The organism is Kamptonema sp. PCC 6506 (assembly GCF_000180455.1).
In the GTDB taxonomy this organism is placed as follows: domain Bacteria; phylum Cyanobacteriota; class Cyanobacteriia; order Cyanobacteriales; family Microcoleaceae; genus Kamptonema; species Kamptonema formosum.
Genome location: NZ_CACA01000113.1, coordinates 1 through 14486, shown reverse-complemented (window position 1 = coordinate 14486; position 14486 = coordinate 1). Strand labels below are relative to the sequence as shown.

7 protein-coding genes are annotated in these 14486 nt (G+C 43.3%); 1 reads left to right on the top strand and 6 read right to left on the bottom strand.

Annotated elements, in window-relative coordinates; genetic code table 11:
* Positions 1-279: 279 nt before the first annotated feature.
* Positions 280-7689 carry a LamG domain-containing protein gene (locus tag OSCI_RS06805; protein WP_007354147.1) on the bottom strand — a complete coding sequence of 2470 codons (7410 nt, stop codon included), beginning with the start codon at positions 7687-7689 and terminating at the stop codon, positions 280-282.
* A 324-nt stretch (positions 7690-8013) separates the two neighbouring features.
* Between OSCI_RS06805 and OSCI_RS31885 the strand changes: the two genes are divergently transcribed.
* Entirely contained in the window at positions 8014-8139 is a 126-nt protein-coding gene (locus tag OSCI_RS31885; RefSeq protein ID WP_267879522.1) for a hypothetical protein, read from the top strand.
* A 76-nt stretch (positions 8140-8215) separates the two neighbouring features.
* Here OSCI_RS31885 and OSCI_RS06800 read toward each other — a convergent pair whose 3' ends face one another.
* From OSCI_RS06800 to OSCI_RS06780, 5 genes are all read right to left on the bottom strand, one after another.
* Positions 8216-9583, bottom strand: coding sequence for an MATE family efflux transporter (locus tag OSCI_RS06800; protein ID WP_007354146.1), 1368 nt, complete (start codon positions 9581-9583; stop codon positions 8216-8218).
* A gap of 222 nt (positions 9584-9805) precedes the next feature.
* Positions 9806-10681: an SDR family oxidoreductase gene (locus tag OSCI_RS06795; RefSeq protein ID WP_007354145.1), complete on the bottom strand. Its 876-nt coding sequence runs from the start codon at positions 10679-10681 to the stop codon at positions 9806-9808.
* Positions 10682-10750: 69 nt separating this feature from the next.
* Entirely contained in the window at positions 10751-12130 is a 1380-nt protein-coding gene (locus OSCI_RS06790; protein ID WP_007354144.1) for a cytochrome P450, read from the bottom strand.
* A 126-nt stretch (positions 12131-12256) separates the two neighbouring features.
* Positions 12257-13639 (bottom strand): cytochrome P450, encoded by a 1383-nt coding sequence (locus OSCI_RS06785; RefSeq protein ID WP_019486945.1) that lies wholly within the window; start codon positions 13637-13639, stop codon positions 12257-12259.
* A gap of 110 nt (positions 13640-13749) precedes the next feature.
* A partial coding sequence (locus tag OSCI_RS06780; protein ID WP_234708714.1) for a VOC family protein occupies positions 13750-14486 on the bottom strand: 737 nt, incomplete at its 5' end.

The window sequence follows — 14486 nt, the reverse complement described above, 5'->3', positions numbered from 1 at the left end:
GTCATCCCCTTTATTAGTAATTCTATCGTCATTGTTCGCTGTGCTCCGAAATCGCAGAGATTAAGCGATTTCGGAGCACAGCGAACAATGACAATAAAGGGGTAATCGCGATGATGTCACTCTCGGTAGATAATTTTCTGGAACGAATGGTTTTTCAGGCTTTCGCGTTGCGAAGCCTAAATTATTGAGAATAGCCAAAATCCAGCGATCGCAACCCGAAACCATTTTTCTCTGCTCAAAGTGACATCATCGGGATAACCCACAAAGCAAGTTTATAGGCTAAATCCCTGCGTTTAGACCAAAATACAACGCCAGGTATTGAAGCACAGCTTCTTCATGACCTTGGAGTTCAGGAAAATAGGTCGCGATCGCACTCCGTACAGCATCTGCAAAAGTCACAAAGTCTTGAGTCTTAGTCTGCACAAAGGGTTCAAGCTTCTTGATCAACTCCCAATTACTCTCAATATTAGCCGCCCGAATCGCCTTTTCCAGGGGGGGAGCATTTGGGGCCGCAATCTCCGGTAAAATGCGACTGACAAAGGTGACACGGTGAAACACCCGCCAACAGGAGGGCTTTTTCTCACCTTGGTTAGCTTGACGCAGCGCGATCGCATTAGGATCGCTACTTTGTTCCAACCAAATCGGGTCTACCACTTTGCCAAAAAAGTCCTCAAAGTTTTCCGTTGTCGGTTCAAAATAGAAGGTCATAAAGCGGTAAGCATCCACTTTCCCCGGTTGTTTAATGGGATTCCCCTGGGAATCGTAAACTCCCAGTTCTTCGGGATGGTACAGTCCGTAATACTTCGCTTTCAGAGCTTCCGTATTGGCATAAAGTTGAATATCCCGCTCGACATCCACTTCCACTTCCAACGCAAAAGACTTCTCTGTATCCCGTCCCTTCGTTTTCGTCGTCGCCAAATGACCGCCAAACATGGCATCCAATTCAAAGCCAACGGATAACATACCGACGCTCAGCGAAAAATCTAATCCACCGCCAGCCATACCTTGGAAGGAATAGAAACCCGTTGTCGTTTCTGTGGTAGCTTCCATCACGTCCGTAGACTCAGAGAAAAAGCCTCCATCCGCAGTCCAAACATAGGTATTCACTAAATTCCGACTCGCTATCTGTTTTCCACGCAATTCGTCCAAAGAACCCGTTGCTTGATAGCTCACATTCTGGAAAGTTGAATACTGATCGTAATAGGTTGCTAACTCCTGCCGTTGTCGCTCAATACGTTTTTTGAGACTATAGGCTTCAATAGGCTTAAAGTAACTCCATTGTCCATAATTCGCCGCATTGGGATAGTGCGGATCGACTTGCACGCTGCCATCTTCCTTCAAGCCAACTTTCCCATCCAGAGTTCCCTGTTTTGTATAATTAGGATTAAGCGGGAAGGTAATAATATTCCAATCTTTGGGGATATCTGGATTGGGTAAGAACCGATAGGATACCAAGGCATTATTATGGGCCAACCGCAGGGCAAACACATCCATTGTATCCGACTGGACTAAGGCTAACCCCACATTCGCAGGAATATAGCGACGACCCACATAGGAGTTAATTTCTGAGCCAATTTTCTCCCAAGCTCCCCAGGTTTGCAAACGGCTTACTTTGGTTGTGTTATAGCCATAACTCACACTGGCTTCAGCTATCGTGCCTTGAGAAGAACTAAAAGCCGTTTTTAACCGCGCGCCTCCCTCCAGTTCCAGAACCTTTTTCTCGACACCCAAACCCACACTGACTTCATCTGATAAACCCACAGAGGCTTGCATCTCAATGGACATATCAAAACCACTTTCTTTAGAAGACGAGTAAACATACTGGACGCTATCTGACTCGACTAATTGAATCGCCGTGCCATCATAGGGGTCCATATCGACACTTGCTCCCGTAAGGTTTTCACTAGGTACAGGGGGTGCGCCTTCAATGTAGCCAATAATTTGGGGATCTGCTTGCACTTGTCCGATCCATTCAGTAATCAAATTCCCCACTTTATAGCCCGTCAATAAGTGCCATTGACCATTTTTGATATAGCTATAACAGCGTTTTTGAATGCCTATTAAATTGCCATCAATGTCGTACTGTAAATCGGAATACTCTTGCACCCCTGGGCTACAATGAATCTTATCGTGGAACTGAGTTTTCACACCCGCTAGGGCAGAACGAATAATAGCTGTATCTTCGCTAATCGGAGCTGTAGACAAAACAGACATTGGTTTAGCATCGTTCAAACCCAGGGTTAAATGATTCCCAATCAACGATTGATCTAATAGGTCGGTCTGGCTTTCTAGATCGAAAGTATAATTAGCAATCAAGTCTTGTTTTTTCCCTTTAATGCGGCTAAACAAATTGTCTTGAATTTGTTCTTGGGTGCGGGCAATTTTCCAGATGCGAACTTCTTCCATCGTTCCCGCAAATGGTTCTAAGGGAATGCCTGTCTTTTGAGAAATTCCCCCTAATGTGAACTGTTTTTCACCCCAACTAACTTGAGGCGTAAAAGTTTCCATTGGCACGGGAATGCCATTTTGATAAAGGGTTAAACTAGAGCCTTGAGGATCGGGATTTTTAACCCATTGGGCGGCAATAATCACCGCATGGCTTTCTCCTTTCGAGTCGGAGGCAATATTGCCTTGATTTTCTTCTAAACGCCACCAAGCCACTAGCCCTTTTTCTTGACCATTAATCTTGGTTCCCAAATTCGCTAGAGCTACTACAGTATTCCAGAGCCGAATCTCACTAATCACCCCTTGTAAGTAACTGGGTTGTGAACCTTGATAGGTTTTCCCCATTTCCAATTTTTGGGAATTGCGGTCTAAGTCTGCCCCTTTATAAATTTCATACCCTGCCACTTTTTGATTGACATAAAAGCGAATATCTGCCCATTGATTGACGATCACATTAGGGAGATCGGCAGTTCCTTGATTTTTGACTTCCGTTTGATGTTGGCGGGTGACAGCGATTTTATAGAACTGTCCCACTTGTAACGTTTCACTGGATTTATAGATGTAGCTTTTTCCCTGTTTGTCTTCAAAGGCAAAGGCAATTTTGCCATCGGTGTCAATATAGAGGGAATAAGGCACATTTCGATCCGTGCCATCTCCCAATTTGCCTTTGGTCAAGATGCCTTGACGTTGACTTAATGTGTCAACTCGTAAGAAGGTTTCTAGGGTTAAATCTCGGTCTAAATCTAAGGTGGGATTGTGGTCGCATTCTAAGAAGCCGTTGCCCTTAAATTGCAAGGCATAAGATTGGTTATATACGGCGGACAAATGATGCCATTGCGCCATAGGAGTAGCTTCTTTGGATTTTTGGAACAGGTTGCCAACGCCGGCAAAGCTATAAATTTGGCTTTCTTGAATCACGGAAGCAACTAGGGAGGGTTGCCCAAAGATGGTGCCGTTATAACCATTGGGAGAGTAGTCTTTGGCGATTCCTCCTGTAAATTGCCAATAGCCCATTAAACCTGCTTCATTGCCTACAAGTCGGCGATTCATGTCGCTTTGAATCTCGGCTTCAGAGCGCGCTTTATTCCAAATCTGAACTTCATCTAAACTCCCGTTATAGTAATAGCCTCCTGAAGCACTCGAGCCTAAACGGACTTTGGTTGTTTGTGTGATGGTTCGGGTTTTCCCAGTGCCACTGTGCCATAATTTCCCATTGAGATATATTTTCATCTCTCCGGTGGTGGCATTTTTGGTAAATGCCCAGTGCGACCAAACTCCTTTGAAATCAGAGGCTTGGGCTGCTTTTTCAATTCGATCAAAAGTGCCACTACTGTTGGCACAGTCAAAGGTAATGAGGCTGTTACTCCAAGGGAGGTGAATTGTGAGTACCCTGCTGTTATTGGCATCTACAGCTTCCAGTACAAAGTGCTCATTAGGCAGTTTTGCTCCGCCTAATGCCCAAAAACTAATGGTAATTTCGTTCCCTGTGGGAATACTGGCGGGCGGAAGTTCGATATAGTCATCTACGCCATCAAATTGGAGGGCTGAGATGCAATTGCTACTCTTGGATTGAATCCCTAATGTATATTGGGACTGAGCAGAATTGTGATGAATTACGCGGCAGCTTTCTGCTAATTGTGCGGGACGAACCCACGTTTCTAGGGTTAAATCCCCTTTGGCATCGAATTGAGGAAGTTTAGCTGGCTCTCCAAGTCCCACATAGTCATCTTTGCCATCAAAGGACAAGGCGCGACCGGGTGATTCTGCCACCCATTGACAGGAGCGAGTGGTTTCGCTGTCGGCGACGGTGCTATTGACTACGTTTCCGCTACTACTGCCGGGTTGGAAGAAGAATTGCAGGGAACCGGTACTGAGGGAGTTGCTAGTACGGTTGTTGGTCGTCCATGCGTCGTAGTCGTAGGGGATGAGATAGATGGCAGTGTCTGCGGGGGCGCTGAGGTTGGCAGGGGTGATGGGAATGCTATCTTCTGTGGCACTCGTGTCTTCACTGACAACGACTTTCCGATTTCCTAAAGAGAGGATGGAGCCTTGGGGGAGCGTTTGTTTGGCTTTTTGGCTCAAGGTCAAACTGTTGATGGGTTTACCAACGGCAGGTTCTTTCAGTTTGCCAATAAAGATAGGCTGACTGGCTCCCCCATTGAGGACGTTGCTAAATTGTTGGACTTCTCGCGGCAGGTTGCGCCAAGTTTCTTCGAGTCCGGTGGATTGGTTGGTAATCTTGAGGGTGCAGGTTTCGGGGGTGGCACTGTCGGTAATGGTGAAGGTGGCGCGATCGCACTCGGGTTCAGCCGAGCGAGCTGTTGCACTCAGTTTACCGATTTCTACCTCTAATAAATACCGTGCTTTGGTGGTATTGGTATCGTAATAGGTAACAAAAAATTGATCGTCCAATCCTCGGAAATACAAGGCCACTTTCCCGGTCGCACTATTGACCAGTAAGGGAGTATCTTTGGTATAAGCAAAGTTGAGTAATCCCCCCGCTACAGTCAGGCCGCAAGGGTCTGTATGTAGCAAGGACATGGGCAGGGCAATTTCCCCTTGAATGCCAGAGCGCAATAATTCTAACTCGGTTTCTTTATTTTCCAGTTGAATTTTTTGCAGGGCTAACTGACTTTCTTTTTCCTTGAGTTTGTCGCGATCGGTGTAGAGTTTATTTAACTCATTAATCGTGTTGGTTAATTCAGTTTGTTTGTTCCGTAAGTTATTTTCGACATCTGTAATCTTAGAGGTCGCTCGCTCAGTTTTAGTAAAAGTGAAAACTCCTGTTTGCATAGGAGCGCTCAGGTTAGCCTGAATCGAGAAATTATAGTTATTGCCGCTACTCTTAGTAAGAGACAACATTCCCGCGACCCTTTCCCACCAATCATCTACCTTAAAAGAACCATCATAAATTAAGCCGCGTGAGCGATCGCTACTCCAGAAACTCGGTGCCTTTGTGGTTAAATGGTTAGATGGGCAAAGTCTTGTAGAACCCTGATAGCCACCCAAAAAAGTCCAATATTGACCATCATTATTATCATTTCTCGGCTGGTGCGATAAACTTCCATTGCCGTCTGCTGTCCAGTAGTTGCCATTGCCGTTCACCTGAATCCGACAAAAATAATTAAACATATCCTGTTTCTTATTATTTAAGTCGTCCGTTAATGACTTAACTTCTGCTTCTAACCTTGCCTTTTGTGCCTCCAAGATAATAATTCTTTGAGTGGCTGTTTTTAAGGCAGCAATCTCAATTTCCAACTGGTTAATACTAGCCTTTAAATTGGCAATATCTTCCTGTAAACGGCTAACGGCATCTAAATCTTGGTTCGCTGCATTCCCTGCCTGGAGATTTGGCAGAGTGAGATTATCGGGAACTTGGGCAATTCTGCCTTCCCGTGAAACGGCGAAATCTAAGGCGGCAATAAAATGGCTATCGGTTGTTGCTGAACTTGGACTACTGGTGCCAAGGGTTAACATCACCCTGGCATTACGTTTGACGGGTTTTTCTTGGCGATCGTACCCTGTGGAAACTTTTTCCTGTTGATGATACAGCAGGGCGGATAAACCCGAAGTAATATTCCGTTGCTCTGAACCGGATTGTAAGCTAAAGCTGGTACGTTGGAGTCCGGGACAATCGCCAATGGGGGCATCGGATTTAACCCAAGTTGCACCTTTAATGCTACCGTGAATGGCGTTTTCAGTTTGGTCATAGAGGCGATCGCCAAATCCTTCATCAAAACGCCAATAGGCCCATAATCCTGGTTCATCCCCAACTAAACGCTGGTTCATATCCGCCTGAATTTCGGTTTGGCTGCGGCAACGAGTCCAAATCCTGACTTCATCCATTTTACCATCGAAGAAAGCATCGTTCGGCCAATTACTCTTTCCTAAATAGTTCTGATTGCGAATTAATGTTCGGGGGAGATGAAGTTTTTTCTGTCCGATTAATAGACCATTTTTATACAGGGTAGTATTGCCTGTATCATCCATCGTGACAGTAATATGCAGCCACTCGCCAATTTCTATGGCATTAGGAATCTCGATTGACTGTGAATTATCTCCCTGATAAATATGCAATCCTAGATTATTAGTAGTCCCCACATTCGTTAAAAGAATATTGTCTGAGCCAATGCCATTTCCAAAGTCAAAGATTCTCGTGTAATTTCCCAACTCATGGTAGCAAACCCAACTTTCAATAGTGAAAGATTGAAAGAGATTTTCGGGCGTGGAAGGTAGTTCTACATAATCGTCTTGTCCATCAAAATTGAGAGCAGATTCGGCATAGCCTGACTTACTAATAATTGGGATTAATGGCTCTCCAGTAAACGAATCTGTCCCCGGTTGACGTTCTAAGACGGAGTTTTGATACTGCGGATCTGGACTGGTATAAAGTTGTGTTCCTTTGGTATTAAACAAGCCATCATTGGAACGTTCCAAATTAAAGGAATCAATGAGTCCGGTCTTACTATTATGAGTGAAAATTTGCCACCGCTCTAGTTCGGCGATTTGGGTGGGCAGCAATAAGACATTAAAGCGACCGTCTTTTAAGTTACGAATAAAATCTAATTCTTGGGTGGGTTCAAAAAAGGGCTTTTTCTCTAAATCTTTTGCCCCTAAACCGTCTTTATTCGTTTCGGGATTGTATTTGTGGCGACTGCGTTGATACCGCACTTCCATTTTAAGTTTTAATTCTGTCCCGGCTAAAACATAGCGGTCTACGAGCAGAGTTTCATTGACTAAGGGGACTTTTTGCTGTGCTTTATCTAAAACAAAGTTTCCCGCTTTGTCTTGTTTATAAAGCATATCACTGTGATTTTTATCAATGGCTTGACGGAATAAATAAATGAATTTGCCGTCTGATAAAACTTGGAAAGAAGCTTGAGACGTAAAGCGGGCAGTAGTTGATAAAAATGGGTCTATTTCTTCAGACCGTAATGTTCCGAGTTTAGCTTCTTGTCTCGTGCCTTTTTTCACAATTGGCATTCTAACATTGGGCAAGATTGCATAGCCCACTTGCACAATTTCGTTGGGAAAACTAATTTCTTTAGGGTTATCTAACCAGTAATTAACATCCAGGGGGCTTTTTTGTTGGGTTTTCGTGTCTTCTAGGGCTAAAACCGAGTAGTAGATCCGACTTGCTTCGTCCATAGCAAAGGCAATAATTGTCCCTTTGTGGTTAATTTGTGCGGTATATTTATAGGTCTTGTCAGTGTAAGTTTTGACGAAGTTGCTGAGGATATTCATGAGAGTTAATTTGTTGAAATGGTAACAAAGAAAGCGTCGATCTAGTTGACCAAAATAAAATAGAGTGGCAAAAACTAATCACAAGTTAGTTGCTACTTTTGTTTTGTTGATTGACATCATCTCACCGCTAATCTGAGAAAGACTGTAGGGGGGCATTACTAAATAGTGCTATTTAGGTTTCTGCTTCAACCCACTAGCCTTCAGATATTTACTTTCTTCGAGTATCACAGTTACTCCAGAGGCTCACAATGTTATCGATCTCATCAATACATTATCAGTCGCTTTTTTCTGATCTTTCAATTTTTGTTACATAAATTAATATTTTTGAAGGAATCACGGGCAGCGATCGCAAACATCCACCTACCCCCAGACGAACCCCAACTTGAAGCTACCCCCGTCGCCTATTCCGCGTACCTTAGCGCTGACTTTGAGGGGATGTCACCAGATTGACGACTTACCGCTAGGGCGAAAGAAGATTCACACCCAAGCGATCGAGGCGTTCCAGCTTATGATTTAATCCAGCAACTTATTTTACTGAGATTTGAAATTGGATTCGATCTAATTCCATCCAAGTAAATAAAGCCACAACTAGAGAAACTAAAATATCTACAGCAGTTAAGCTATAATAAATTCCATTTATTCCTACAAATAGGGGCAATATTAACACTACTGGGATAAACAGAAATACTTGTCTTGCCACAACTATAATCCCTGCAATTTTACCATTACCTATGGATTGGAACAAAGTAATGCTACAGAATACAAAAGACAGTATGGGTAGCAATATAGTGACAATCCGAAAATTGAGCAGATCGTTAGCAGTAAAAACCACCTGCGGCAACAACCAACTCAGAAAAGTTGCCGGATATAATTGTAGGGGCAACCAGATTACAGTTAACAGAATAGTGCCGCCAATGCCAAAAATAAAGTAGGCTTGCTTCATTCTATTATGATTTCCCGATCCATAATTTATTCCTATTACTGGCTGTAGAGCTTGTACGAAGCCATAAACAGGAGTTACGGCTAAAGAATATAGGTTCAATGTCGCTCCCGCGAAGGCAATATCAGTATCGGTTCCATAGTAGGCAATCGATTTAAAAATGACGACTTGTTGAACTATAGTCATTACTTCCATGATGAATACTGATATACCCACTGATAAGATGGGTGACAGTAAATCTAATGACAAAGTTAACTTTTTAAGTTGAACCGCCATCGAACTTTTTCCAGAAATAAAATAAGTAAAATTAACGAGCGTGTAAACTAAATTAGAAACAATCGTTGCGAAAGCTATTCCTTGGATACCCCAGTGAAAAACGCCTACAAATAGAGGGTTGAGAATGGTATTAGTCAGCACCGAAATAGCAGCAAAAATTGTCGCTAAACCAATTTTACCTTCCGACTTAATTAGCTGACTAGAACCTACCGCCAGGACAAAAAATACAGACCCTAACATATAGGTTTTAAAATACTCCGAACCTAATGAGGCAACTTCACCTTTACCTCCCATAAATAAGATTAATTGTTCGCCAAAACCGTAACCTAAGATGGTGACAAATAAGGAAATAATCAGACTCAAAATTATGAAAGTACCGAAGATATTAGACTGAGTTTTGATATCTCCTGCGCCAATAGCGCGGCTGAGAACCGAAGCAGAACCTATACCAACTAATAGGGCACATCCAACTACAATCGTCGTCAGGGGCAATGCTAAAGAGATAGCTGCCAAAGCGTTTTCACCAATTAGTCGTCCGGCAAATAAAGCATCGAGAAAAGGGTTCAAGCCAATTAGTAGCATTCCCACAATACCGGGAATTGATAAATTCAACATTAGTTGAATTAGATCGCCTTGGCGGATTTGATTTGTAACTTTTGTTTCCTGTTTTGAAGTCATTATTTGCTATGGTCTTGTAATGTAAACTAACAACTTTTAGCTCGATCTGGAGTTACGCAAAGAAACTGGGTTTCTCTGAAAAATTAAGATTCTCAACCTGCCTTCTGCCTCTACCGTTGCATAACTTTGGAGAATTAGGATAATTCGTATACGAATGTCGATCGAAAACATTCGCATACAGCATCGCCTCAAAATAGCAGTAAAAGAAATTTCTGCCCGAAATCACCTTTTATCAAATTTCAAGTCTCTTTCTACAAGGGAATAGAAAATGTCATAAAAAAGCCGAGTAGGAAAGAACTTGTTACAGGTCAAGAAAAAGAGGTCTTCCCCGACAATATAGTGCCTTTTGGGTTTGCGATCGTCCAAAGACTTTAAAATCGTATTTGCGACTTTTTCCGGTGGCATTCCTTCCTGATTTTCCTTCACCACTTCCGCCATATAAGCTTTGTGATTATTGCCATACATGGCTCTAGCTTCTGGTGACATATTAGCGATTGTTTTTAGATAGCCAGCCTCCACTTTTTCGGATACTTCTGTATTAATTGGACCCGGTAAGATCGAAATGACTTCAATTCCCCAAGGAGTTAATTCCATTCTCAAAGAATCTGTGAGTGCTTCCAATGCAAATTTAGAAGCAGACAAGGCGGCGAAATATGGCAGAGCAACTTTACTAGCAACCGAACCAATATTAACAATTCGACCTTTGGCTTTTCGGATCGCGGGGATAAATGCCTGGGTGACGGCAATTTGACCGATAACATCGACTTCAAATTGCAGCCTCAAATCATCGATGGGAATACATTCCAATGGCCCGTCTATGGCAACACCCGCGTTGTTCACTAATCCTACGACTCCTTTATCGCCAACTATTTGCGAAACAAGTTCTGCGGCATATTTAATTTGTTCCGCTTTTGTGATGTCGAGGATAATAGGTGTTAAATTGCCAGAGCTAGCCTGCTTTAATGATTCAGCATCTTTTTCTTTGCGAACTCCTGCAAAGACATAGTATCCTTGCTTTTCTAATAGCAATGCGGTTGCTCGACCAACACCGGAAGATGTTCCTGTAATGACTACAGCACCTTTTTTACTTTCAATCATTTTCGTTATCTCCATTAAAAAGAACTAATTCAGAACAATCCCTAATTACGCACAAACTAACTTCAGAAGCTAAACAGATCCAGCAACAAACTGAGGGGATCGCTCTTGGCGCTGACGTTTACCCTCAATCACCATCTTTAAGCCTTTACCAGGAGGAAAATTGATACCTAAAGGTTGTGGTTTTTCTGGTCTTTTATCTGCCAAAGCTAATTGATAGCGGGAAAGAATAGTCGCTAATACTAGCTTCATTTCAAACAGACCAAGAGCTTCCGCAGGACAACGACGAGCACCGCCGCCAAAGGGGAGAAATTCATAACTAGAAAATTGTCTTTCGAGAAATCGCTCTGGCTTAAATTCCTTTGGTTGCGGATATAAATCCTCGCGTTGATGAGTTTGATAAATACAGCCTCTAAGTATTGTCCCTGGACTCAAATCGTAGCCCATTAATGTTACGGGCGATTCTACTCTTCTTGGTAATGTTATCACTTGAGATGGATTAATTCGCAAGACTTCATTACAGACAGCATTCAGATAAGGCAGTGCAACAATACGGGCGGGATCTGGAAAATTACCCAGACTATCAAGTTCTTCAAGCAGGCGATCGCGAACCGCCAGATTTTTGTGAATCCAGTATAATCCCCAAGCGATCGCGCTAGCTTCAGTATTGCGACCTGCAAATAGAAACGAGGGTAAAAGATCCCGCACATCCTCATTAGTTAGAGGGTTCCCATTTTCATCGAGAGCTAATACTAAATCGGAAAGGATATCAGCGCGGGAGGAATCCGCTTGTTGACGGCGATCGTTAATTTCGCTGTATAGCAATTTATCAAATTGCTGTCGCAGGTAAAGGAAGTATCCCCAGGGACTCCGCTTACCAAAATCTCTTTGCAGAGTAGGGAAAGAGAAGATAAGGCTCATGATAGGAGAAAATGGAAAACTCAATAGAGAGGGAATTAGCTGCCTGAGTTGTTTGTAACGCTCTCCTTCATTTAAACCAAAAACTACTTCCAAGATTACCTGTAAAGCAATAACTTGCATGGTGGGAAAGGCTAGAAATGGTTTGCCGATCGCTTGTTGGCTAATTATTTCCTCTGTGAGCTGACAAATTCGCTGTCCGTAGGATCGCATTCGTTCCCCATGCAGGGGAGGCATTAACAGTTTGCGGCGATGTTTGTGGCGCAAACCGTCGAGCAAAAGCAATCCATTAGTTCCTCCTAGCAAGGAAAGACCTTGGTTTAATTCACCTGGGGCAGTAATTTCTTTTGTGTTGGTAAAAATCTCCTTTAAACCCTCTGGGTTACTAATGAAAACTACCGGGGTAGAACCAAACATAATCGTGAAAATTTCACCATAGCGTTTGGTAACGGTATTCATATAGCCAATCGGGTCAGATGCAAATTGAATGTTCAGTAACCATGTGGGGGTTTTCGGCCCTGGAGGTAGTTTCATTATCATTGGTAATTGGTAATTGGTAATTGAAATCAGCTATTACTAATAACTTGTAGGGTGGGCGCTCGCCACAAACAGCCTGTAACTCATAAAAGAAGATGCTTGAGGCGAGCGCCCACCTTACGTTTAATTAGGGAAATTAGATACTAGCTGCTGCATTTGTTTTTGAGGTTGACGCTGACCTTTGACTACCAGTTTCACGCCACTTACAGGGTAACAAAGTAGTCCTTCAAACTTAGGTTTTTCTGGTTGGCGATTGCCTAGTTCTAATTGATAACGTGAAAGCATAGTTGCCAATATTAGCTTCATTTCAAATAAAGCTAAAGTTGCACCAATACAAGTACGAGTGCCGCCACCAAAGGGCAGGAATTCATAAGGAGAAAACTTTCTTTGTAAAAAACGCTCTGGCTTAAATTTGTTAGGTTCTGGGTATAAGTCCTCGCGCCGATGAGTCAGACAAATATTAACTCTAAGTAGCGTACCCGGACTCAATTTATAACCCATTAATTCAATCGGTGATTCTACCAATCTGGGAAATGTGAATAACTGGGTGGGATAAATTCGCAAGGCTTCATTACAAACAGCAGTGAGATAGGGTAATGCGACAATACTCATTGGATCTGGCGAGTCGCCAAGACTATCTAATTCCGTTACCAATCGATCGCGTACTGTCGGCAACTTGTGAATCCAGTATAATGCCCAAGCGATCGCAGTAGCGGAAGCATCTTGAGCCGCGAATAAGGGCGAAATTACTAGATCCCGCAACTCCTCATCTGTCATCATCTCACCCATTTCATCGCGAGCAAACATCAAATCGGATAGAATATCGCTGCGAGAGAGATCTGCTTGCTGGCGGCGTTCTTTCACTTCTGCTTCCAGCAGTTGGTAAAGTTCTTGGCGGAGTTGAAGCAGTTTCCCCCAAGGACTCCAAGAACCTAAATTTCGTTGCAGAAAAGGCAGAATATTGGCAGCCTGCATTAAGGGAGTCCGCATCAAATTTATGATGGAAGGTAGCAGTTGTCTGAGTCTTTCGTAACGTTTTCCCTCGCTTAAACCCAATACAATCTTAATGCTTATTTGTAAGGTAATGTCTTCTATCGATGGGTAAGCTACAAAGACTTTGCCGCTCGAATGCTGACTAATAATTTTCTCTGTGAGTTCGCAAATTCGCTCTCCATAAGAGCGCAACCTCGCACCGTGAAAAGCTGGCATCATTAGCTGACGGCGATGTTTGTGGCGCAAACCATCGAGTTGCAGTATTCCTTGATTCCCCGTGATTAGGGCCATATCTCTGTTCAACTCTCCAGAAGCGGGAATCTGTTTTGTATTGGTAAAAATTTGCTCGATTCCTTGGGGATTGCTGACAAATAATACGGGAATAGACCCGAATGTGATGGTAAAAATGTCTCCGTAGCGTTTACCGAGATCGTCCATGTAGCTAATAGGATTGGTGGCGATTTTAAGATATTGCAACCAGATGGGAGCTTTTGGGCCTGAAGGTAGGTTCATAGGTCTTTTGATTAGTTTAGGACTTACACACGCTTGTGCTTTAACGCCGTCAAGATGGCGGTCTGAGTGCGATCTGCGATCGCGCGTAATTTTTTTAATAGGACTTAGGATCAATATCTCAGTCGCAGGGGCAGTATTGGTCGCGCATCCAGTATTTCTCCTTTAGTACCGCCGTCAAAGGTTAATTCCAACATCGGCGAGGTGGCGCGTTCGATCGCAACAACGCCATTGCGATCGAGCAGAGAAACAGCTTCACTCAGTTCTCGATCGCGATCGACTGCGATTTTGACACTGGTTAGCTTTTTTACTCCCAAGGGATGAGTAATTAACTGTTGATGCTTTTGACAAGAGCGATCGAGCCAACTTGTCAGAGCAATATCGCTACTCACAGCCAAACATATAGGCTCTGCCGCATTCGCAATATTCTGTGGCGAAAACCTAATAAACGCATCTGGGTACATCCACTCTGCCCAGTGTTTTCTAGATCCCGGAATCTGAGTTGTCATCTCAGGTAAAGAGCGTAAACCAATCCCAAAGGGAGATGCCCCCGTTTGCGGCCAACGCGCCCTTGCTAAAACGTCGATCCCAGTTCGTGCTGTATCCTGTTGGGCTGCATTTTCGTCTTCGATGCAGATGAGTTCGAGGTATGTATTCTCGAAGAAGAAAATCGTCGAGATTGTTCCTTGTTCTGCACGCCGCACTACTCGCTCGGAGCAGTGAAGACCTAAGTTTTGCAGCATGGAAACTGGCGATCGCGCTTCTGTAACAAAGATAAAAACGCGATCGATTTCCAGTAAAAAATTATCGGGACGCACCAGTAGTGATTGAGTTGACATGAGTGTTAGAA